The organism is Rhodoferax ferrireducens T118 (genome assembly GCF_000013605.1).
Taxonomy (GTDB): Bacteria; Pseudomonadota; Gammaproteobacteria; order Burkholderiales; family Burkholderiaceae_C; genus Rhodoferax; species Rhodoferax ferrireducens.
Window position 1 is genome coordinate 204652 of the sequence record NC_007901.1, and the last position, 17081, is coordinate 221732.

31 protein-coding genes are annotated in these 17081 nt (G+C 54.1%); 7 read left to right on the plus strand and 24 right to left on the minus strand.

Going from position 1 to position 17081, the window contains the following annotated elements; genetic code table 11:
- Positions 1–5: 5 nt before the first annotated feature.
- The 22 genes from RFER_RS22540 to RFER_RS22655 all read right to left on the minus strand — a co-directional run bounded on the left by RFER_RS22540 (position 6) and on the right by RFER_RS22655 (position 10842).
- Positions 6–449, minus strand: coding sequence for a hypothetical protein (locus RFER_RS22540; RefSeq protein ID WP_011458609.1), 444 nt, complete (start codon positions 447–449; stop codon positions 6–8).
- A gap of 8 nt (positions 450–457) precedes the next feature.
- The gene (locus RFER_RS22545; RefSeq protein ID WP_011458608.1) at positions 458–784 is read right to left on the minus strand and encodes a hypothetical protein; all 327 of its coding nucleotides are present in this window, start codon (positions 782–784) and stop codon (positions 458–460) included.
- 10 nt (positions 785–794) lie between these two features.
- The gene (locus RFER_RS22550; RefSeq protein WP_041793450.1) at positions 795–980 is read right to left on the minus strand and encodes a hypothetical protein; all 186 of its coding nucleotides are present in this window, start codon (positions 978–980) and stop codon (positions 795–797) included.
- 11 nt (positions 981–991) lie between these two features.
- A complete protein-coding gene (locus tag RFER_RS22555) occupies positions 992–1237 on the minus strand; it encodes a hypothetical protein (RefSeq protein ID WP_041793452.1) in 246 nt (81 codons plus the stop codon).
- 23 nt (positions 1238–1260) lie between these two features.
- Positions 1261–2043 (minus strand): KfrB domain-containing protein, encoded by a 783-nt coding sequence (locus tag RFER_RS22560; RefSeq protein ID WP_011458607.1) that lies wholly within the window; start codon positions 2041–2043, stop codon positions 1261–1263.
- 11 nt (positions 2044–2054) lie between these two features.
- The gene (locus RFER_RS22565; RefSeq protein WP_166485935.1) at positions 2055–2303 is read right to left on the minus strand and encodes a hypothetical protein; all 249 of its coding nucleotides are present in this window, start codon (positions 2301–2303) and stop codon (positions 2055–2057) included.
- A 560-nt stretch (positions 2304–2863) separates the two neighbouring features.
- Positions 2864–3139 carry a hypothetical protein gene (locus tag RFER_RS22575; RefSeq protein WP_011458605.1) on the minus strand — a complete coding sequence of 92 codons (276 nt, stop codon included), beginning with the start codon at positions 3137–3139 and terminating at the stop codon, positions 2864–2866.
- Entirely contained in the window at positions 3136–3411 is a 276-nt protein-coding gene (locus RFER_RS22580) for a HigA family addiction module antitoxin (protein WP_011458604.1), read from the minus strand. Before RFER_RS22580 ends, RFER_RS22575 begins: the two co-directional genes overlap by 4 nt.
- A 9-nt stretch (positions 3412–3420) precedes the next feature.
- On the minus strand, positions 3421–3699 hold the full coding sequence (locus RFER_RS22585; RefSeq protein ID WP_011458603.1) for a type II toxin-antitoxin system RelE/ParE family toxin: 279 nt from the start codon (positions 3697–3699) through the stop codon (positions 3421–3423).
- Between the two features lie 31 nt (positions 3700–3730).
- The gene (locus RFER_RS22590; protein ID WP_011458602.1) at positions 3731–4420 is read right to left on the minus strand and encodes a tyrosine-type recombinase/integrase; all 690 of its coding nucleotides are present in this window, start codon (positions 4418–4420) and stop codon (positions 3731–3733) included.
- 364 nt (positions 4421–4784) lie between these two features.
- Positions 4785–5051 carry a hypothetical protein gene (locus RFER_RS22595; RefSeq protein WP_041793456.1) on the minus strand — a complete coding sequence of 89 codons (267 nt, stop codon included), beginning with the start codon at positions 5049–5051 and terminating at the stop codon, positions 4785–4787.
- A 58-nt stretch (positions 5052–5109) separates the two neighbouring features.
- Positions 5110–5349 (minus strand): hypothetical protein, encoded by a 240-nt coding sequence (locus tag RFER_RS22600; protein ID WP_011458601.1) that lies wholly within the window; start codon positions 5347–5349, stop codon positions 5110–5112.
- Positions 5350–5356: 7 nt separating this feature from the next.
- Complete coding sequence (locus RFER_RS22605) at positions 5357–5860, minus strand: hypothetical protein (RefSeq protein WP_041793461.1); 504 nt, start codon at positions 5858–5860, stop codon at positions 5357–5359.
- A 76-nt stretch (positions 5861–5936) separates the two neighbouring features.
- Entirely contained in the window at positions 5937–6236 is a 300-nt protein-coding gene (locus RFER_RS23215; RefSeq protein ID WP_049765775.1) for a hypothetical protein, read from the minus strand.
- Positions 6224–6889, minus strand: a complete 666-nt coding sequence (locus RFER_RS22615; protein ID WP_011458598.1) for a hypothetical protein — start codon at positions 6887–6889, stop codon at positions 6224–6226. The genes RFER_RS23215 and RFER_RS22615 overlap by 13 nt, the downstream gene beginning before the upstream one ends.
- 387 nt (positions 6890–7276) lie before the next feature.
- Entirely contained in the window at positions 7277–7561 is a 285-nt protein-coding gene (locus RFER_RS22620) for a hypothetical protein (protein WP_011458597.1), read from the minus strand.
- Positions 7558–8325 (minus strand): hypothetical protein, encoded by a 768-nt coding sequence (locus tag RFER_RS22625; protein WP_011458596.1) that lies wholly within the window; start codon positions 8323–8325, stop codon positions 7558–7560. The genes RFER_RS22620 and RFER_RS22625 overlap by 4 nt, the downstream gene beginning before the upstream one ends.
- Positions 8326–8693: 368 nt before the next feature.
- Complete coding sequence (locus RFER_RS22630; protein WP_011458594.1) at positions 8694–9110, minus strand: hypothetical protein; 417 nt, start codon at positions 9108–9110, stop codon at positions 8694–8696.
- A gap of 78 nt (positions 9111–9188) precedes the next feature.
- Entirely contained in the window at positions 9189–9395 is a 207-nt protein-coding gene (locus RFER_RS22635; RefSeq protein WP_166485937.1) for a hypothetical protein, read from the minus strand.
- A gap of 342 nt (positions 9396–9737) precedes the next feature.
- Complete coding sequence (locus tag RFER_RS22645; protein ID WP_041793469.1) at positions 9738–10106, minus strand: hypothetical protein; 369 nt, start codon at positions 10104–10106, stop codon at positions 9738–9740.
- Between the two features lie 217 nt (positions 10107–10323).
- The gene (locus RFER_RS22650) at positions 10324–10533 is read right to left on the minus strand and encodes a hypothetical protein (RefSeq protein ID WP_041793470.1); all 210 of its coding nucleotides are present in this window, start codon (positions 10531–10533) and stop codon (positions 10324–10326) included.
- Between the two features lie 15 nt (positions 10534–10548).
- Positions 10549–10842, minus strand: a complete 294-nt coding sequence (locus RFER_RS22655; RefSeq protein WP_011458592.1) for a hypothetical protein — start codon at positions 10840–10842, stop codon at positions 10549–10551.
- A gap of 146 nt (positions 10843–10988) precedes the next feature.
- On the opposite strand from RFER_RS22655, the gene RFER_RS22660 reads away from it, so the two are divergent.
- On the plus strand, positions 10989–11435 hold the full coding sequence (locus RFER_RS22660; RefSeq protein WP_041793472.1) for a hypothetical protein: 447 nt from the start codon (positions 10989–10991) through the stop codon (positions 11433–11435).
- A gap of 53 nt (positions 11436–11488) precedes the next feature.
- On the opposite strand, the gene RFER_RS22665 is transcribed toward RFER_RS22660, so the two are convergent.
- Positions 11489–11827, minus strand: a complete 339-nt coding sequence (locus RFER_RS22665) for a hypothetical protein (protein ID WP_011458591.1) — start codon at positions 11825–11827, stop codon at positions 11489–11491.
- A gap of 197 nt (positions 11828–12024) precedes the next feature.
- Here RFER_RS22665 and RFER_RS24400 point away from each other — a divergent pair, with 197 nt between their 5' ends.
- Positions 12025–12243: a hypothetical protein gene (locus tag RFER_RS24400; protein WP_166485938.1), complete on the plus strand. Its 219-nt coding sequence runs from the start codon at positions 12025–12027 to the stop codon at positions 12241–12243.
- A 12-nt stretch (positions 12244–12255) separates the two neighbouring features.
- Here the strand turns inward: RFER_RS24400 and RFER_RS23220 are convergent, their stop codons facing one another.
- Positions 12256–12903: a zinc-finger-containing protein gene (locus tag RFER_RS23220; RefSeq protein WP_011458590.1), complete on the minus strand. Its 648-nt coding sequence runs from the start codon at positions 12901–12903 to the stop codon at positions 12256–12258.
- 561 nt (positions 12904–13464) lie between these two features.
- On the opposite strand from RFER_RS23220, the gene RFER_RS22675 reads away from it, so the two are divergent.
- The 5 genes from RFER_RS22675 to RFER_RS22695 are packed head-to-tail and all read left to right on the plus strand — an operon-like array spanning position 13465 to position 17064.
- Positions 13465–13866 (plus strand): hypothetical protein, encoded by a 402-nt coding sequence (locus tag RFER_RS22675; protein WP_041793474.1) that lies wholly within the window; start codon positions 13465–13467, stop codon positions 13864–13866.
- On the plus strand, positions 13863–14372 hold the full coding sequence (locus RFER_RS22680; RefSeq protein WP_011458588.1) for a VRR-NUC domain-containing protein: 510 nt from the start codon (positions 13863–13865) through the stop codon (positions 14370–14372). The genes RFER_RS22675 and RFER_RS22680 overlap by 4 nt, the downstream gene beginning before the upstream one ends.
- Positions 14373–14375: 3 nt before the next feature.
- Positions 14376–14807, plus strand: a complete 432-nt coding sequence (locus RFER_RS22685) for a hypothetical protein (RefSeq protein WP_011458587.1) — start codon at positions 14376–14378, stop codon at positions 14805–14807.
- Complete coding sequence (locus tag RFER_RS22690) at positions 14804–16552, plus strand: DEAD/DEAH box helicase (protein ID WP_011458586.1); 1749 nt, start codon at positions 14804–14806, stop codon at positions 16550–16552. The genes RFER_RS22685 and RFER_RS22690 overlap by 4 nt, the downstream gene beginning before the upstream one ends.
- A complete protein-coding gene (locus tag RFER_RS22695) occupies positions 16549–17064 on the plus strand; it encodes a hypothetical protein (RefSeq protein ID WP_011458585.1) in 516 nt (171 codons plus the stop codon). Before RFER_RS22690 ends, RFER_RS22695 begins: the two co-directional genes overlap by 4 nt.
- The last annotated feature ends 17 nt before the right edge of the window (positions 17065–17081 follow it).

Consider the following 17081-nt stretch of genomic DNA (forward strand, 5'->3'; position numbering starts at 1 on the left):
TTTTCCTATGATTTCAGAAACCGTTTTTGACAATCAATTTCTAGGGGAATTAGTCCAAGCCGAATCGGAAAAGAATCCTTGTTTGCGAGACTCACCCAAAAACCCATCGCTTCTCTAACAATATTGACTGGCGCAATTGCTTTCGCCTCCTTGAAACCGAATGCTCGCTTTATAAGTTCTTCGGCCAAACCAATACGAGCATATCGCTTGTCATGGATAACAACGTCGTGGACGTAGCACGTTTCCGTTATTGGACTTGTCTCTGAGACAATACGGCCAATTTCATGACCTCGATGCATCGAAGTCGCCTTGACCATGAACAGGGCAATCTCTGCTCCAGCACAACCTAAATTAACAGTTGAAAATTCAATTTGGTCAGAGGAAACCCCTCGAATAAGGGCTCGCATCCTTCGAGCAAATGAGTTACAGCCAAACGTATTGGGCAGCATGATTCCCTTTACTTGATTGCGCGTGTGGCCCGCCGCGCTGCGACAACGGCAGCGGACACGGTGAGTAGCCCTGCCATGACAAGAAACGCCAGCGGCGTCGAAAGTCCAGCGATGTGACTCTGCGCGATGGAATCAACCAGGCTGACAAATGGCAATTCATCAGGCACGCGCTTAGGTAGCAGATACAGCCCGAGCGTTGCGAACCAAACCCCGGCCAACAGCATGCGCGGCTCAAAAGTCCTGAAGACCAAAAAGGCGAAATGCCCCAGCAACATGCCAAAGAGCACGTAGGGAAGAACAAACAACCAAACTACGAATTCAATAAGGGCGAGCATGTGGATTCCTTTACTTAGAGTTGCTGGCAATTCGCACTCCCAGCGAATCGCGGCTCAACGACTTGCCATCGGCAGCGTACTTCGCTCGCAGATCGGATTCTGATTGGGCGTCCTGAGCCTGGCGTCGGCTCTGTGCCGCTTCCCGACTCAGCTTGTTGTGTGCGGCGCGTAGCTGCTTGCTGTTGGCGATTGGCATTGCGATTTCCTTCAAGTGCTTTCCGTATCGAGAAAGCCACTTTGCTCCAGCGCTATTAAGCCAAACGCAAGAAGGAGGCCTGCCCCAACACCGAGCGTCAAACCACCCAAATACCGTTGGTCTTCGGGAAACATGATGCCTGCCACGGTAAAGCTAATTCCACCAATCAAGAGGGTACGGCGGACTACAGACAAACTCGCTTGTCCAAGTCCATGCAGTCCCTTCGTCTTACCGTTTTCTTCTGTTACTTTGGACATAATGGTTTCCTTGATGTTTCCGACTACCGCTGAACCAGTTGGGAGCGAGCGCGGACACTTGATACTTCACCCACTCCGTTTGCGTACCCAATCTCAACCACAGCATCAATCTCGACAGATTTCGATAACTGTGACATCAAATGCCGAACAGTTGAGCCATCCCGATTAACTTGTTGAGTTACAACACCGGCTGAAATATCAAGCACTTTCCCGACATGAAAACCATCTACGACAATGGGTTGCTGTGATTTTTGCTGATCCGCTTCAGGCTCAGCAAGAATGAATTTCACCTGGTCTGTGGGTTTAAACGAGACATACGATGGAAACCAGTCAGAGTCGCCACCAGCTCGCAGGGGCATCATATCCTTCGAGATGACCGCTCCATCGTATCCGTGGCTCTTAACCCACTCGAAAACGATCTTGCGCTCATCCGGGCACGAGTCCTCAAAGTTCTCGACGAAGCGCCCAACCTTTTTGGAAACAACGCCTGATTCAATTGCAATTTTGGAGACAAATGTCTCATCCAGGTGCGCTGGATTCTCTAGCCTCAGATGAATCTTATAAACCACTGGGTTGGAGCCCAGAAAGGCTTCATCCATAGCAACTTCGTCCTCACTGGTGTCGTAACCGTAGTCAACGTCGCCATTCATACATACGTGTTCAGCATAAGTGCTGGCTAGTTCGGCGGTAGGCGCAAAAAACACCGCCTCTCCCCTGAATGCAATGCCCTCAATGTCCCCGCCACATTTGCCGTGATAAACCACAAGGTCAATGCGATTTGAATTGCACAATTTCATTTCATTCATGGTTTCCTTGGTCAGTTCGATTTGAAACCGTGAATCCAAGCGGAGAATTTGTTCTCAAACTCAAGTCGGTATTCCTCGGATGTCATCATGCGGCCAGCAACTCGTGACACTTCTGTGATGGAATAAGGGCAATCTGCCATCCTAATGCCGTCGATTCTGGCTTGATTGCCTTGAGCATACTCTGGCATATTCAATGCCTGCTCCTTCGAGAGGAAAGGGGCATCGACTGTTGATGCAGGTGCAATGTTTTTCTTAGGCATGGTCTGCGTTTCCTTGGTTTGTTTCGTTTCAATGCCTTTATTGTACGCCACATAAATACATTGTGCAGATGTTTTTGTGCGCCATGTAATTATTTTTTTGCTAGATCAATCAGACGTTCAAGCCAAGCATTCCGGCTCAGTCCTGCGGCCTCGGCAAACTGGTCTGCCTTAGCCAATCTCGCAGGCGTTGTACGCAGGCTCGCCCGCACCTCCTTTGCTTCACCTGGTGCCTTTGGAGGGCGACCTATGGGCTTCGGTTGCTCAGTGTTCGTTTTCTGCCCGGTGGGTTCCATAAATTCCATTCCAATCAAGTTTCAGCAACAATAACCATGTGACGCACTCCATCAAGCCATACAGCGACCACTCTCACCACTGTCAAGACTGCCGGTACTGGGGTGGATGGGCTGATGTGCTTGTGGGTGGGGTGATAGACAACACTGTTCATGGCCGCTGCCGCAATCCACGTCTAAGCGCCACCATTCCAGCGCCACAACTCGGATGTGCGTTTTGGCTGGCAGCAAAACCCGCCAACAACGATGTCAGTAAGCCGCTTGTTTGATTCACTTCCTTGGCCCTTCACGTCCCTTGGCGAGGGCATACAGGTTCACCTCGGACTTTGGCGCAGACCGCACCACCGGCACGGGCTTAAAAGGCTGCATTGGCGGTTTGCTGTCGTCGCGCTTGAGTGCCTGCACCCAGCCGCGTTCGTAGGCGTTGAAGCCTTGGGTTCCATTCGGGTAGGGATTCTGGTACTCGGCACGATTCCGCCGATAGTCTCGCATTGCGCGATTGACTATCTCAGCTTCAGTTGGCAAGTCTGAACCGCTCATGTTCATGCCGCCATCCGTTCAATCCGGGGGCGTTTGACTTTTCCTGCTTGCCAGAGGTCGTACTGCATCTGCATGCCCGCCCACAGTTCGGCACTGGTGCCAAAAGCAGCACTGAGCCGGTAAGCCATGTCAGCCGATATGCCGGATACGCCCGTCACAATGCGGGTCAAAGTCACGCGATTGACACCCAACTTCATTGCAGCTTCGGTGATGGTGGTATCACCCAAATATTCCCGCAGGACTTCGCCTGGGTGCGGTGGATTGTGCATTCGAGTCATTTCAAATCCTCAGTGGTAGTCACGGTAATCAACCAACACGGCATCAGTGCCGTCAAAAGCAAAGACCATCCGCCAATTCCCGTTTACGGTCACAGCCCAATGGCCCTTCATGTCACCCTTCAGTGGATGCAGCCCCCATGCTGGCGCGGACAGGTCTTCAGGCCTTACAGCCTGATCCAGCGCCAACAGTTGCAGCCGCAGTCGGTTTGCATGCGCAGCTTGGATGCCCGCCTTGGTGCCTTCACGGAAAAAGCGTTCCAATCCCTTGTGCCGGAAAGTCTTTATCATATTAGTTGATTGTAGCGTGTAGCGCGTCTAACTACAAATTATCCGCAATTGCGCTGGCAAACATTTCTTGGAGGATGGCCGGGCTCACATCGACGTACCTTTGCGAGCAGTCCAGGGACTGATGACCCAGAAGCACACGAACTGTCTCCATATCGCCAGTGCTGGCCAACACCTTACCCGCAAAGCCACGTCGCCCAGAATGGCTTGAGCCCTTGATGCCTGCACGCTTGTACAGCCTGGTGATGTGACTCTGGAGCGAGTCGCACGCCTTGTAGTCCCGGCGCTCCCCATTCTCCAGGGTACGCCGTTTGGTGTTCTGGCTTAGGGCGGCACCCCGTCCACCGAAAATCAGCGGCTGGTGGGGCAGTAGACCGCGATACCGCGTGTCGCCCAATTCAGTGCCGATCCCATGGGCCTGCCGGTACGCCAAATAGGCCTCCAGGGCTTCAATCAGTGCTCGACTGGATAGGTATGCGCAGCGCTGGCGGCAACCCTTGGTGACGGCTTCGCGCAGGCTTACTTCTTGACGCAGCTTGCCGGAAGGGTGCAGCACATCTGCCACGGTGATTCGAGAGATTTCTGTCACGCGCATGCCGGTGTGATGTCCAAGCATGAGCACTAGCACATCGCGGTCGGCGTAACGCGACGTAGCTCTGGTAATTTTGATTAGCCTGGTGAACTGCCCACCATCAAGACGGAGTGCTCTCTTCTGTTTTTGCATTTTGACCTCTGAAATTCGACGCTGGTAGTGAATTGCAGAGAGAGAATCGTCGGGCCTCTTTTGCGATCATAAACCGCGCCAGGCTTATCGATAAAGGAAAGTAAACCGCACCAATGAGATAGTTGGATGAGCGACCTGCGTTTTAACTCTGTTAGGATGAACGCGGGCGACCTCATATTCCTATTCCCGTCCCGGTATTTTGATGTGCCGGTTGCCTACTAAACCTCCGTCGCTTTTGGCCTCGGAGGTTTTTTTATGGCCCATCGGAAACTTGGTAAACCTGTTCGCGGTTTGCGAATGGCGAATGGGCAAAGAAAAAGGCCACCAATCCATAACGGAAAGGTGGCCTTTTGGGTGCTGATAATCAATCTTGAATGGACGCTTCCAATGATTCAGCGTCGATTTCTTGTGCTTGCGCTGAAGACAATGGGTAAGTCTTGCCATCCATCAGTTGGCGGATCATTTCAACTGCATCGTCGATGTCCACTGAGAATTCTTGATGAAAGCGAGCAATGCGCTCGACCTCGACCAAGGTATCTCTCTTGAGGCAAAGCTCCGCAACGCGAATGTGGTCATTAGTCCCAGGATTGCCTTGAACAATCCGCAACAAGTGCCTGCCAGCTTGTTTCATTGTCATTGGCCTGAATTCACAGCCAAGACTTTGGTTTCGAGTGGTCACCATTTTCCTATCAGGCCAAAGCCCGCTCCGATTTGAGTTGTTGGCAGAAGTCTTCGTCATAGATGTCCGCCATTTCTTCCAGCGACAAGTCCTCGGTGATGCCGTTTGCCGATGTTCGCGCAATCGGTTCATGACCCCTGCTCTTCAGCACTTGCATGTTGGCAAGGGCTTTGTCACCGGTTTGTGGTGGGTAGGCCATAGCTGGCTTACCAGGTTGCGGTACAAGTACCGTAAACATGCGTTCTGTCATTTTCCTTTCAGGCGCAAGGCCTGCTCCGTGTCTGGTGCTGGGATTGTCGGACTACCGGGGCTGCTGCACGTTTAATCCATGCACCAATCCCTCCCCCGTTTGCGGCTTTCGTTGAACTGAGTGCTGAGGGCACCCATTCTTGCCGCATCTGACAGGATGCAACTTCGAGCATGGTGCTCAAGTGCGCCACTGAGACATACGCAATTGCGGGAGGCACGGCGTCCTTTGTTGGGAGTCCAAGAGCGAATCGAGCAGCTCTAACTTGCTCGATCAATTCGGCAATTGCATCGGCGAGAACATCTGGCGACTTCCTTTGATACTCGTCCAGCGAAGTTTCCCAGCCCAGGAGCTTCCCAAGCAAAATGTCTTTGCAGACGGATGCATTGTTCTGCTTGAGCATCACCGTCAAGGCGACATCTTGCATTCGAGGCGTCAACGCAGCCAGGACAGCCAAGGGCGATTTGGCAATTGCCGCGACCCCTCTGGTTTGAGTGGTTGTCTTCATTTTCATATCACTTTCAAAAATTAACGGACACATTGCCTTGCGGGCAGACGTGCCCGTCTGGGCTTGTCCAAATTTAGTTATGTCAAGGAACAACCTGATCAGTAATGTCGATATTTCCCCAGGCAATCTTTCCGTTGACATCGAGCCCATGGCTGCGCTCGATGTACCACTGCACTTGCTTGATGTCATGGCTGGCATACAAACGGTCGAGTGTCTTGTCCAGCCTGATGCAGGCATGTTCAGGACCAACATCACTAAGGAACATTGGCTCGAATTGCACTTCGGAGCCTCGCTCAGACTTAAGGTACAGGCCACGAACTTGGCCGGTGCTGCTTTCTTTGCGTCGCCGGACTTGGCGACGTATCTGTGTCAACAGATCCATGTCCCTCCTCCGCCATGAGATTGCTTTGACTTCAGGGCTTGTTCGACCAGTTCGTCACAATCGTGACGATTGTTGGGGCCAAAAACTTTGATTTCTGGCTGGTCAAAAACTAGCCTCAAAAGCTGTAGATTTCCCGCATCCACCTCCTTGACGAGACATTGTTCAATCATGAACTCGCGCAGGCCGGGGATTTCCTGATAGCACGCCACTCCTGCAGAATCTGCCTGTGCGACTTCCTTCAAGGTCAAGCTTTGCGCTCGCTCAAGTACCAGATAGGGTGGACACCACTCGACGGCGGTCTTTCCGCCATCGAAGGCGTCCAGTTGGGCCGCTTTGGTGCGAAGACTGTGCGTGCTGAAATCAATGATCTTCGTCCCCGATTCCAGCCACGCATGGTAGGCCAGGGCTTTTGCACCTTGTGGCGCGAATCCACCAACGTTGGGTGAGTGCGTTATGACATCGCCATCACCCGGGCCAACGCGCCAAGCAGCCTCGCCTAAAACCAATCGGGTTGGTACGCCCTCTTGGTCGAGAAGAGTCTGGGCCATTTGGGCGTGCAACAGGCAGTCAGCTCCAAGTTGTGGACTGGCTCCTGTCATTAATTTTTGAAGCGCGCTGGCAAGGCGAGCGACGATTCCAAGTTGATTGGTCATATTCCATGCTCCGTTCGAAATGAGCCCAAGGAAGATGAACGTACCCAGTTGGGCGGTGTTCGCCCTGGGCAGTTGATTTTGATGACCAGCTGGTGGTCTTGTTGAAAGGCCGGTTCTACGCTGTTAAACGGACCGGCAAATTGACGCAGAGGCCAAAGTCTGTTCATTCTAGCGCAACAATTGATGCTCGAACAAGCGTTCTCTGACCGTCCGTCAACTAAATGCCAGAGCCTTTTCGTCTCTCGTTATGAACTGTCTCGCCTCGCATTCCGATAGCGGCATTCTCCAATGAAAAAGCCCCGCCACCGTCCTTTTGAGGACAGCGCGGGGCTTGTGTTTTTGAGATGGGTGCTTTGCCGGGCATCCTGCGATAGCGTTTGCGAACGCCTAAGCCTCCACTGGATCTTCCATGGCAACGGTGCGTCGCAACTGGCTGATGAAGTGTTCGCCAGTAGTGGTGATGGTGAAGCAGTCGCTTTCCTGGATCACAAAGCCCCGCCGTTCCATGGACCCTGTGAGGGACTGGTACTGGGTCAATGTGCAGCCCTGATGCTGCAACGCAGCATACAGAGCCCCCGATGGCGCCCCCAATTCGCCGGCCGCCTGGATGGCCTCAAGCACTGCCAATCCCACCTTCTGTACTGCAAGCACCTGTTTTTTTGTCAGGTTCATTTCAATTCGATCCCTTCAATTTCGTGTTTCAGAATTTCCCCGTGTGGAGAGCACCAGCCCTGAGGGCTTGGAGTGCCCTGCGGGTTGGGTAGAGCCGCCGAAGCTGCAACCGTCTTTGTCGCGTCGCGCCAGCTAATCGCGGCACACGCGCGCACCTGGTGGTGAGCGTCGTCAAGCAGGGCCTGACGGGCTTCGGCGGAAAGGATTCCCCAGCATTCCTCTGCGACTTTGAATCGGCCCATCCGGTCCAATTTTTCAAGGTCGTTAAGTTCGATGCTGCCCTTCTCTTTCAGGGCCGCAACAAAGCGATCTCGCGCCGCATAAAGGCGCTCTACTTCCCCCGGCTTGGGGCACCTGGGTTTCATGCCGGCCTCAATTTGGCGGGGTGTCAGGTCCGGCCCACAGTGCGTCACAGCACTCTGCTGTTGAGCGATCAGCAACTGTTTTTTGTAGAAGTCCAGTGCATCCACCAGGGCCGCGATGCGCCCTTTGAGAATCCTGCGAGTCATCTCGTCTTCGATGCGCTCACATTGTTCCAGCGTCGACGCTTTCATGGACTCAAGCGACATCCATTCGTCGAGATCAATCTTCAAGACCATGTCGGGTCGCAGCGCCAGCACATGGACGCGCGGACCGTCCATGAACTGGAACACGTTGGGCGACAAGGTTCCGCTGGGGTCTGGTCCGTAAAAACCTAGTTCCCCAACAGTTGGCATGGCTACCGGAGCCGCTTGTTGGTCCGTGATCTTCTTCGTTTTTCCCATTCCGTTCTTTCAAAAAGTACGGGCACCTTCCTTTGTCGGGCTTGGTGCCCGTCGGGGTTTAGATGTTGACTTGAAGCTTCAAATTCCCAGCCTTGCGGCCGTTCTTGATTGCTTTTGCCACTTGGTTGCGTAGACGCACCGCCTGACTGGTCCTGTAGGGAGCCAGCGCACGAAACGTGTCCAAACCTGAATGATCGGTTAGTCCAAATCTCGTCGCGAGTCCGTGCCCGGGTTGCGTTTGAACATTGCACATTGCGCGAGCAATGGCCGCTGTCTTGCAGTGAGCCCGATAAACTGGTCTACGCTGCCACTCTTCGAACGACAGTGCTGAAGCAGTACAGGCCAATTTGGCCGCTGCGTGGAAGTTGCTATTCGCCATTTTTTGGACTCCTGTAGTTGAATCCCATGGAGGACGAACGTCCCATGCGGGCGGTGTTCGTCCCAGGGCAGTGATTTTGATTTGCCGCTGCGAATTCCGAACCCAAGGTCGGTTGCTCACTGCGAGCCATGATTGGTACTGCGGCGCCGCGGTTGGCGGTCGCCGCACTGACGCGGTTGAACACAATACGTCGATACGACGACAGCGGGTTCTGGCCGATCTGGCTTGAATCGATTTCAACGACCCGGCAAGCCAACTGGTCCGGGTTCATTTGATGGTCGCTTGCATATTGCTGCGCATGCGCCGGAGCATCCTCGATTAGGCGCTCCGGGACGATGGCAACCACACTTAGCACTTTCCATTTTCGGTGGGCGGTATCGTGCTTTACTTCGATGGTGTATGGCACCTGATTCTCCTTGGGTGATGTGGGGAGAAATGCCGACGCGTACTGCGGGAATTTCTCCCGCAGGGGTTGATTTTTGAATTAGGCCGCGATCGCGCTTTTGTCTTTTGCGACTCCAAGCCACACCGCATCTCCTGCAGTGCGTGGAGCGCTGCCGTCAGCGTGCATTTGCATCCCGTACTGAGCACGGATCGCTTCAACAGTCATGGCATTGAACAGTCCTGGATACCTGGCTCGCGCAAGGTTTTCCCAGCCGACTCCCATTGCCGAAAATCGAACGATTTTCATAGTCGATTGAACTCCTGTAGTTGAAGCCCAAGGATGATGAACGTACCCATGCGGGCGTGTTCGCCCTGGGCAGTTGATTTTGATGACCAGCTGGTGGTCTTGTTGAAAGGCCGGTTCTACGCTCTGAGACGGACCGACAAATTGACACAGTGGTCAAAGTCCAGTCATTTTAGCGCTCAATTGGTGTCTCGTGCAGCGGTTTTGGGCCGTCAGAAATTCCAAACGCAGGTTGAATCTGAGCCGCCAAAACACAAAGCCCCCAATCCACGCGAACGGGATTGGGGGCTTGTGATTTTGAAAATAGCGTGTCGGCCGCATGGCCTTTGGCGCTTTTTGGGTCATTCAGTCGATGGCGCAAGACGCCAGGACGGCGAACTTGCGATCTTCGCTTGTGCTGACGCGGACCTCGTAGCGCACGCCGGTGGATACCTCGGAGCGCGCCTTTGGGGCCGGTTGACCAGGATGCTTTTTGGCCATGGCCTTGCGCATCAGGTTCACGAACGCCGCCTCGCGGTCGAGACGGTCCTGTTCGACCTTCTCTGCCAGGTCCACCAAGTGGTTCACCAGCAGATCCTTGCGTGCCAGTTGGCGCAGCTGCGCCCGTTCCTGCTTATGCACGATTTTCTTGGCGGCTGCCATGCTTTGGCCGCGCTTAGGCGAGAACCAATAGGCCAAGCTGCTGCTACGAACTGGGCTGTTGATAAGTTTCATCATGATGTGTCCTGAAAAGAAAGGGCACATCCCCACTGGGGTTGTGTCCCAGTGGGTGAAAAAAACCAAGCTCAAGAACTGAGCCTATGAATTCGTCTTGTCGACGAATTATTCATGCGCGTTAAACGCCTGTCTTGGCAAAACCGAACAGTGCAAGAACTTCCTGCACTACTTTTGGAAAGGACTCTTCAATGGCGGAAAACCATTTTGTTTCCTATCAGTCGCTAGGCTGCCCAATCAAAAAATAGGGAGCCTCCACGCCGCATGGTGTATCACCATTGGCCTCAGTAACGATAACGAGGTGGAAGTCAGTGATGACCACTTGCGTGGGGTCCAGCGTCGGGCCACCCTCAATGCACACCCCCTCAACATCGCCGTAGGCGTCGTATGCCGCCTGTAGCTTCTCAATATATTTAAGCAGTTTCATTTCAGAGTTTTCCTCTCAAAAGCGTTGCTTCAAAAATTGACGATAAAACGGCTTATTGTCCGTTTTGGCCGATGACTTAACGCCTTCAACTTCCACGTATTTACCGTCCCGCAAAGACACGCTGAATGAGGCACCCGTTTCAGGGTCAATCACGTCAGCCTTGCCAAGCACTTCTATTGCCGCTTTCAGGCGCATCCGTCCATCGATAACCTGTGACACACGGCCATCCAGGCGAACGATATTGACTGCGGCGCTCGCACGGGCGTTCGCCGGATTGTTTTCAATATTCCCTAAAGGCGTAGAGTTCATAACAGATTTCCTTTGAATAGACCCCAGGAAGATGAACGTACCCTTTGGGGCGAAGTTCGCCCAGGGCAGTTGTTGAATCCTGATCAGAGATCAGGCCAACCCGGTGAAGGGTCGGGGTTTTGAAATGCTGACACAAGGTCAACGAATTGTGCGTCAGCACAAAGTTCAAAAATTATAACGTCAACGGAAAACCAATCCTTTCTGATTTTCAGAAATTTGAATTTTGCGGCGCTGAAAGTGGCACGATCACGATTGTTCAATGCGGCCGGCGTGCTAACCTCAAATTTATGGAAAACAGGAAACCGGTTTTGAAGTGGCGCAGTCAGTATCCCAATGCATTGCACTGGCGGGACGAGCCCCTCCCTTGGATGATGGTCTTAAGGGGCTTTCTGCCACGTTGGATGGGCGGCGAGCCTGTCTATGAAGCTGTGGCACGAACAGGCCATTTCAGCACCAAGCAGTTGCGGGCCGACTATCTTAAAAACCAATATGTGGTCGCCGTATGCCGCCAAGAAGTGGCTCATGAAGAGGCGATCAGGAAACTGCGCGATGCGCTGCAGCTTGAGATATCACAGGACACCGCCAAGACATGAAACACCTTCCCGGCCAGATACCTTGCGGTACCTGGCCGGGGATTGGTTGGGTGCTAGACCACTCTATGCTCCAGCACCCGGTCGATGATTGCCGCTTTGGCCGTCAATCGTCCTTTGGGATGCCTGAACGGGTAATCTCTCCCATCAAGAGAGACATATATCTCAGCCTCGAGCTCTTTGAGGATTCTGGTTGGCGCGGTGGGCGCCCAGGCTTCAAAGGCGTCAAGCGACATCGCATCGGCCCATGTGTGAGCCCATTCGTTTTCATGGTTTTTTGGGCGTATGGTCATGCGTCCGTAGACATCCCCATCGGCCAAAAAGCCGACGAGAAAGTACAGGCGGCCGATTCCAAAAATGTAAATCGTGCTGTCAATCGTTTTATCAAAAAACATGGTCGTACTCCTTCAATGAATTCAAAGAGTCCGACCAGGCCACTTTGATGTTGCGACCAAAGCGGTCTTTCCTGAAAAATGCAAAGCAGGAAGCTTCGCCTTTGACACTCCAGCTAAAAGCTGAAGAACATGACAGAGCGTCATGAAGGAATCCGTATCAATCCGATGTGCGCACACCTCCCGAGAGGGGTATCCACATGGGACGTTTTTTGTGTTCCTGTTGTTTTGTTCGCCGCGAATGGACGAGCTTGATCACTTACCCAAACATTGCCCGTTGGATCGGTTCATCTGCGCTGCATGGCGCGAAATACGATTTGTTTGATATGCCGCCTCTTAAATCCATTGTTGCAAATGGGTTTGGGCGACGAATTCGCGCGGTGCGAAAAATTCATTCTATCGCTGGAAATGCGATTTGAATTGTTTTTGAGCTACAGGGCCGACAAGCAAGCCGTTCTACCCTTGGGCGAAAGCCTGACTCTGAGCCCATCCTGGACCACCAGCCCGCAACGTTGGGCATCTAGCCACTCACGTTCATAACCGCTAATGTCGCTCAGGGCGATTTCGTTCAAAAAGGTGTCGCGATCAGGGTGGAACAGGACTTGAAGGATTTCCAGTGTGACCGAACCGGGGGGCGCCCCCCGTTGCGCGTGCTCAACCAGCAGCCGGTCCATTTCCAATTCAACGGCGTGGATGTGTTCGATAAATAACTCGCAGCCCCGTTCGTCCAGGCTGCCAATGTGGAACTCGCCCTGCGCGTCCATGACCCGTGCCGCAGCTTGATAGGCCGCTGACCGGCCGAGCTCGTTGTCGGTGTCTTTCCAGATGGGGTCAAACTGGTCGTGGGCAATCGTTCTCAAGCGCCTGAGGCGCTTGCCCGCCATGGTGCCCAGCGGAATTTCTGTGCCTGCATGGCAGCGCACATAGGTATCGCAGACCGGGTAGTTTTCGCACACGTACAGCGCGGGGTGCCCCTTGCCAGGCCAAACGCGGTCGCCCGGCTTGAGTTCGCCCTTGCCCCCACAGTAAGGACAGTGCAGCACCAACTTCGAGTCCAAATCCCGGCCAAGTTCCGACATTCTTCAATCCATGGTTTAGGAGGCCATTTTTGTTCAGGATTGATCCGCTCCCTTGAAGTTTGAGAAAAAAATGAATTTCGGTGCCGTTTCCGGTGGGTTTGTTGCTAATTTTGGTTGATGAATTTGCCATGCTTACGGCATCAAGCAAGTATTGCGTCGCAACGGGACTTCGGACTTGCGCGAACGCCATTGTTCCGTATCCTGACTGCATACCTCTTACTTTGCTTCGGCTGACACCGTGACTATTTCCCAACTTAAAGTTGCCTCCAATCCCAGGCCTGCCTCGTTTTCAACACGGGGCCTGCGCCCGCTCGCCGAACGGGCAATACCGCGCCGGCACGGTGACCGTCAGCGCTACCTGCCGCGTATCGATGCGGTCAATGGCGCTGCGCTAGTACGAATTATGAGCAGTCCCGACTTGTGGCCCGCAAAGAAGGGGACTGGAACGGTATCGTGCCCGCCGCCACGGCGCGCGCCCATATGGCCGCACTGTCCGCAAAAAAACGTCGGGCGGCGCACGGTTGCAGACGTCACGGGTCTGACCGACTAATGGGACATTCAATGGCTCAGACTCAAGTCCGGCTCGGCCTTGCCCTTTTTGAATCTGCCACAGGCGTTTGTGTCGGGGTGGAACTGCTGGACAGGGGCATTTCCTTCGGCCTCGACCAGGACTCCATCCTCAACCACGTGTTTCAGGGCGATGCTATGGCTCAGGTGTTGCCGCTGGCCCAGGCGAAGGACCTCTTTTTGGTAAGCCATCCCGACCGCATTCTTTCGTCCAAGGGCCGCAGTATCGGCAATTACCAGGGCCGCGTCATCCCGGCGTGGATTCAACTCGCCGGTGGTCAGCGCTACGAGTTTGCAGGGATCTGCGGGCCAACAGGCAGGAATTGCCTCCATCAGGTGGGGCAAGTCGTTATATCGCCAGGAATGATCTACGAGGCCATTGAGCACACCCCGTGAATACCATCATTGCCGGTCTTTCCGACCATATCCCGGCCGCCCAGTATCTCGCCCTGCTTGCATCGGGTGAGCTTGGTAAGGGTGCCACGGCCAGGGCCAGGGCCACGCTCCGCAAAGCCCCAGAAGAGGACCTGCACCGTGCGTGCTTTGAATGGGTTGAGCTGGTGCAACCACAGCACACCATCTTGCGTTGGCTGTTTCATTGCCCAAGTGGCGGCAAGCGCCCGCGCGGGGAGGCAGGCAAGCTCAAGGGCATGGGCACCAAACCCGGCGTGCCCGACTTCCTGCTGCCGCGCCGGCACCGCCAATGGGCGGGCCTTGCCATCGAACTGAAGTCCGACACTGGTCGGCTGTCGCTGGACCAAAAGGCATGGCTCGACGCCTTCGAGCAGGAAGGCTACCTGACGGCAGTCTGCCGCACGCTCGATGAATTCACCGTGGCAGTTATGCGCTATCTGAAGGAAGACCCTCCCGCCCGGCCACGGCCGTCCGATGAAGCCACATAAATCATGAATGCCGTGTCAATCAACTCAATTTGTTCAGGTCAGACCCAATTGACAATTGGGTCCGATCAACTCGCCATGGTCACTCCCGTCCAAATCCTGGCCGGCATCGAACGTTGCCGTTTCCGCTTCAATGATGAGAAAGAACTTCAGGCCGGAATTGCACTCGCGCTGGACATGGCTGGCATAACCTACCAACGTGAAAAGGTGTTGAGCCCCGAGGACCGGCCTGACTTCCTCGTTGCAGGCCACATTGCACTCGAAATCAAGATCAAGGGATCTGTCGCGCAGGCTCTGCGCCAGATCAGTCGCTACACCGCGCACCCCGAAATCAGCACCGTGCTGCTGGTGGGCACGCCGGGGTGGGTGAACCGCATCCCCGCAGCGATGGGCGGCAAGCCCGTGTTTTCGCTTCGACTGACGGGAAGCCTTCTATGAAATTCGGCACCATAGCATTGGATGGCAGCAATTGGGTTATCACCTGTGAGCCCCATGTCAGGGGCCGCTTGCGGCGCGTCTTTCCCCAAGTGAGCCAGCGCGCCGGTGATTCCATCGCGCTTACCGATAACGAAGAAAATTCACGCGATCTCTTGTGGTTCACACAGAGATATCCCATGCAAATGAGCCGCGCAGCGCTGCAATGGATGAAGAATCGGGCCAGCGGTCATGTCGAGGCGCAATCTCGCGTGATCGAACTTCTCAGCAACCGTCGCCCGCCTGATGACTTTGTTCTGGCCAAGCCTGCCCGCGAGTACCAAAAGACTGCTGGCACGCTGCTTGAAATCAAAACCGGCCTGCTGCTGGCTGATGACGTGGGCCTGGGAAAGACTGTGAGCGGCATCTGCGCCATGGCACGAGCGGACAACCTACCGGTTCTGGTTGTCACTTTGACTCACCTACCCGAGCAGTGGAAAGCGGAAATCAATGCCTTTGCGCCCGAACTCAAAGTGCACATCCTTAAATCCGGTCAACCCTACGATCTGATCCCCAAGCCCCACGGCAACAAGAAACAGGCAGGCTTGTTTGATGTTGCAATGCCGCGCTTGCCTGACGTGATCATCAGCAATTACCACAAGCTCCACGGCTGGGCCGAAACCCTTGCGGGACTGGTGCGATACGTTATATATGATGAGTGTCAAGACCTGAGAAATCAAGACTCAAATAAGTACGCGGCTGCAAAGCACATTGCCTCCAAAGCCAAATTGCGCTTGGGACTTTCAGCCACACCCATCTACAACTTGGGAGCAGAGTTTTTTTCTGTCATCAATGTCTTGCTGCCGGGATCGCTGGGGAGCTATGAAGAGTTCCACCGCGAGTGGTGTATTGGAGAAGGGACGATCGGCGACCCCAAGGCGTTCGGATCCTTTCTGCGGCGTGAAGGGATCATGTTGCGCAGGACACGCAAGGACGTTGGGCGCGAGCTGCCACCCTGCATGCGGATCGTCCAAACCATCAGTACAGACCAATCCGTTCTGGATACCGTAAAAAGTTCCGCTGTTGAGTTGGCCAAAGTGATCCTGGCCAGCCAGCAAAGCTATCAAGGTCAGAAATTTCGCGCCAGCGAGGAATTCAACGTCATGCTGCGCCAGGCCACGGGCGTTGCCAAGGCCCCCTATGTAGCCGAATTCGTCCGCATGCTTATGGCTTCAGAAGAAAAAGTGATTCTTTTCGGATGGCACAGGGAAGTTTATGGAATTTGGCTTGAGCTGCTGGCCGAGTTCAAGCCCATGCTTTACACCGGTTCGGAGTCCCCCAAGCAGAAGGCTGCGACCAAGGAGGCATTTGTCAATGGGGATTGCCGGGTGATGATCATTTCCCTGCGCGCAGGTGCGGGACTTGATGGTTTGCAGCGCGTCTGCAAGGTTGGGGTCTTCGGTGAGCTTGACTGGTCTCCGGGGGTGCACGAACAGTGCGGCGGCAGATACTGGCGTGATGGACAGGACGAACCATCCCTTGCCTACTTCCTCCTTTCCGAAGATGGGTCTGATCCGGTCATCGCTGACATCCTGGGCCTCAAGAAGGGCCAAATCGATGGCGTACGCGATCCTGATGCTGACCTGGTTGAAACATATGCGGTCGAGCCGGGCAGCATCAAGAAGCTGGCCAAGGCGTATCTGGAGCGGTTGGGCGTAGCCCTGCCACCTGTTGTCGAGATGGAAGATATCAGGCAGTTGGCCGCATGATCATGGAACTTGAACTGCCGTCGCTGAGGAACGAAATCAAAAGTGAAAATGCTGAAGGCCTGCCTGTAAAAGTCCGTCAGCAGCTTAAATACGACTGCGGTGTTGCCTGCCTTGCAATGGCAAGTGGCAAGCCCTACGCTGACGCCCGCGCAGTGTTTGTCTCGGCTGGACTTTCGGTCAAACGAATGAAACGCCCATACGCAAGCAACTTCAAGGAACTGCAGAAAGCTCTGAATGATGCTGGTGTGCCATCGCGCAGGAAGCATTTTCGCGGCTGGGATTCAGTTGGGCAAGCTGCAATTCTCAAAGTCTTCGTTCGCAATGGTGACTGGCATTGGGTATATGCCGGGCGCGATCGGGTATTTGGCTTGTTTGTCCACGACCCGGCTACCGATTTGCCGACTTTTGAACACTTTCCAGAGGATGTGATGTGTCTGGACATAGCGTTCTATGAACCTTCTGGTTGCTTTATCCACATCGAAAAAGACGAATGCAATGGCTGTCTTGGTTGACATGTCCATTAAGCACA

What these genes read in the sequence shown, in the direction of transcription:
- RFER_RS22655 (WP_011458592.1), bottom strand. Translation starts at nt 10,842, where the DNA reads ATGAACTCTACGCCTTTAGGGAATATTGAAAACAATCCGGCGAACGCC.
- RFER_RS22620 (WP_011458597.1), bottom strand. Translation starts at nt 7,561, where the DNA reads ATGAACCTGACAAAAAAACAGGTGCTTGCAGTACAGAAGGTGGGATTG.
- RFER_RS22580 (WP_011458604.1), bottom strand. Translation starts at nt 3,411, where the DNA reads ATGACTCGAATGCACAATCCACCGCACCCAGGCGAAGTCCTGCGGGAA.
- RFER_RS22600 (WP_011458601.1), bottom strand. Translation starts at nt 5,349, where the DNA reads ATGACAGAACGCATGTTTACGGTACTTGTACCGCAACCTGGTAAGCCA.
- RFER_RS22545 (WP_011458608.1), bottom strand. Translation starts at nt 784, where the DNA reads ATGCTCGCCCTTATTGAATTCGTAGTTTGGTTGTTTGTTCTTCCCTAC.
- RFER_RS22685 (WP_011458587.1), top strand. Translation starts at nt 14,376, where the DNA reads ATGAATGCCGTGTCAATCAACTCAATTTGTTCAGGTCAGACCCAATTG.
- RFER_RS22645 (WP_041793469.1), bottom strand. Translation starts at nt 10,106, where the DNA reads ATGAAACTTATCAACAGCCCAGTTCGTAGCAGCAGCTTGGCCTATTGG.
- RFER_RS22690 (WP_011458586.1), top strand. Translation starts at nt 14,804, where the DNA reads ATGAAATTCGGCACCATAGCATTGGATGGCAGCAATTGGGTTATCACC.
- RFER_RS23220 (WP_011458590.1), bottom strand. Translation starts at nt 12,903, where the DNA reads ATGTCGGAACTTGGCCGGGATTTGGACTCGAAGTTGGTGCTGCACTGT.
- RFER_RS22555 (WP_041793452.1), bottom strand. Translation starts at nt 1,237, where the DNA reads ATGTCCAAAGTAACAGAAGAAAACGGTAAGACGAAGGGACTGCATGGA.
- RFER_RS22595 (WP_041793456.1), bottom strand. Translation starts at nt 5,051, where the DNA reads ATGAAACAAGCTGGCAGGCACTTGTTGCGGATTGTTCAAGGCAATCCT.
- RFER_RS22575 (WP_011458605.1), bottom strand. Translation starts at nt 3,139, where the DNA reads ATGAACATGAGCGGTTCAGACTTGCCAACTGAAGCTGAGATAGTCAAT.
- RFER_RS22695 (WP_011458585.1), top strand. Translation starts at nt 16,549, where the DNA reads ATGATCATGGAACTTGAACTGCCGTCGCTGAGGAACGAAATCAAAAGT.
- RFER_RS22585 (WP_011458603.1), bottom strand. Translation starts at nt 3,699, where the DNA reads ATGATAAAGACTTTCCGGCACAAGGGATTGGAACGCTTTTTCCGTGAA.
- RFER_RS22675 (WP_041793474.1), top strand. Translation starts at nt 13,465, where the DNA reads ATGGCTCAGACTCAAGTCCGGCTCGGCCTTGCCCTTTTTGAATCTGCC.
- RFER_RS22560 (WP_011458607.1), bottom strand. Translation starts at nt 2,043, where the DNA reads ATGAATGAAATGAAATTGTGCAATTCAAATCGCATTGACCTTGTGGTT.
- RFER_RS22650 (WP_041793470.1), bottom strand. Translation starts at nt 10,533, where the DNA reads ATGAAACTGCTTAAATATATTGAGAAGCTACAGGCGGCATACGACGCC.
- RFER_RS22540 (WP_011458609.1), bottom strand. Translation starts at nt 449, where the DNA reads ATGCTGCCCAATACGTTTGGCTGTAACTCATTTGCTCGAAGGATGCGA.
- RFER_RS22625 (WP_011458596.1), bottom strand. Translation starts at nt 8,325, where the DNA reads ATGGGAAAAACGAAGAAGATCACGGACCAACAAGCGGCTCCGGTAGCC.
- RFER_RS22665 (WP_011458591.1), bottom strand. Translation starts at nt 11,827, where the DNA reads ATGTTTTTTGATAAAACGATTGACAGCACGATTTACATTTTTGGAATC.
- RFER_RS22605 (WP_041793461.1), bottom strand. Translation starts at nt 5,860, where the DNA reads ATGAAAATGAAGACAACCACTCAAACCAGAGGGGTCGCGGCAATTGCC.
- RFER_RS23215 (WP_049765775.1), bottom strand. Translation starts at nt 6,236, where the DNA reads ATGGATCTGTTGACACAGATACGTCGCCAAGTCCGGCGACGCAAAGAA.
- RFER_RS22590 (WP_011458602.1), bottom strand. Translation starts at nt 4,420, where the DNA reads ATGCAAAAACAGAAGAGAGCACTCCGTCTTGATGGTGGGCAGTTCACC.
- RFER_RS22565 (WP_166485935.1), bottom strand. Translation starts at nt 2,303, where the DNA reads ATGCCTAAGAAAAACATTGCACCTGCATCAACAGTCGATGCCCCTTTC.
- RFER_RS22635 (WP_166485937.1), bottom strand. Translation starts at nt 9,395, where the DNA reads ATGAAAATCGTTCGATTTTCGGCAATGGGAGTCGGCTGGGAAAACCTT.
- RFER_RS22615 (WP_011458598.1), bottom strand. Translation starts at nt 6,889, where the DNA reads ATGACCAATCAACTTGGAATCGTCGCTCGCCTTGCCAGCGCGCTTCAA.
- RFER_RS22550 (WP_041793450.1), bottom strand. Translation starts at nt 980, where the DNA reads ATGCCAATCGCCAACAGCAAGCAGCTACGCGCCGCACACAACAAGCTG.
- RFER_RS24400 (WP_166485938.1), top strand. Translation starts at nt 12,025, where the DNA reads ATGGGACGTTTTTTGTGTTCCTGTTGTTTTGTTCGCCGCGAATGGACG.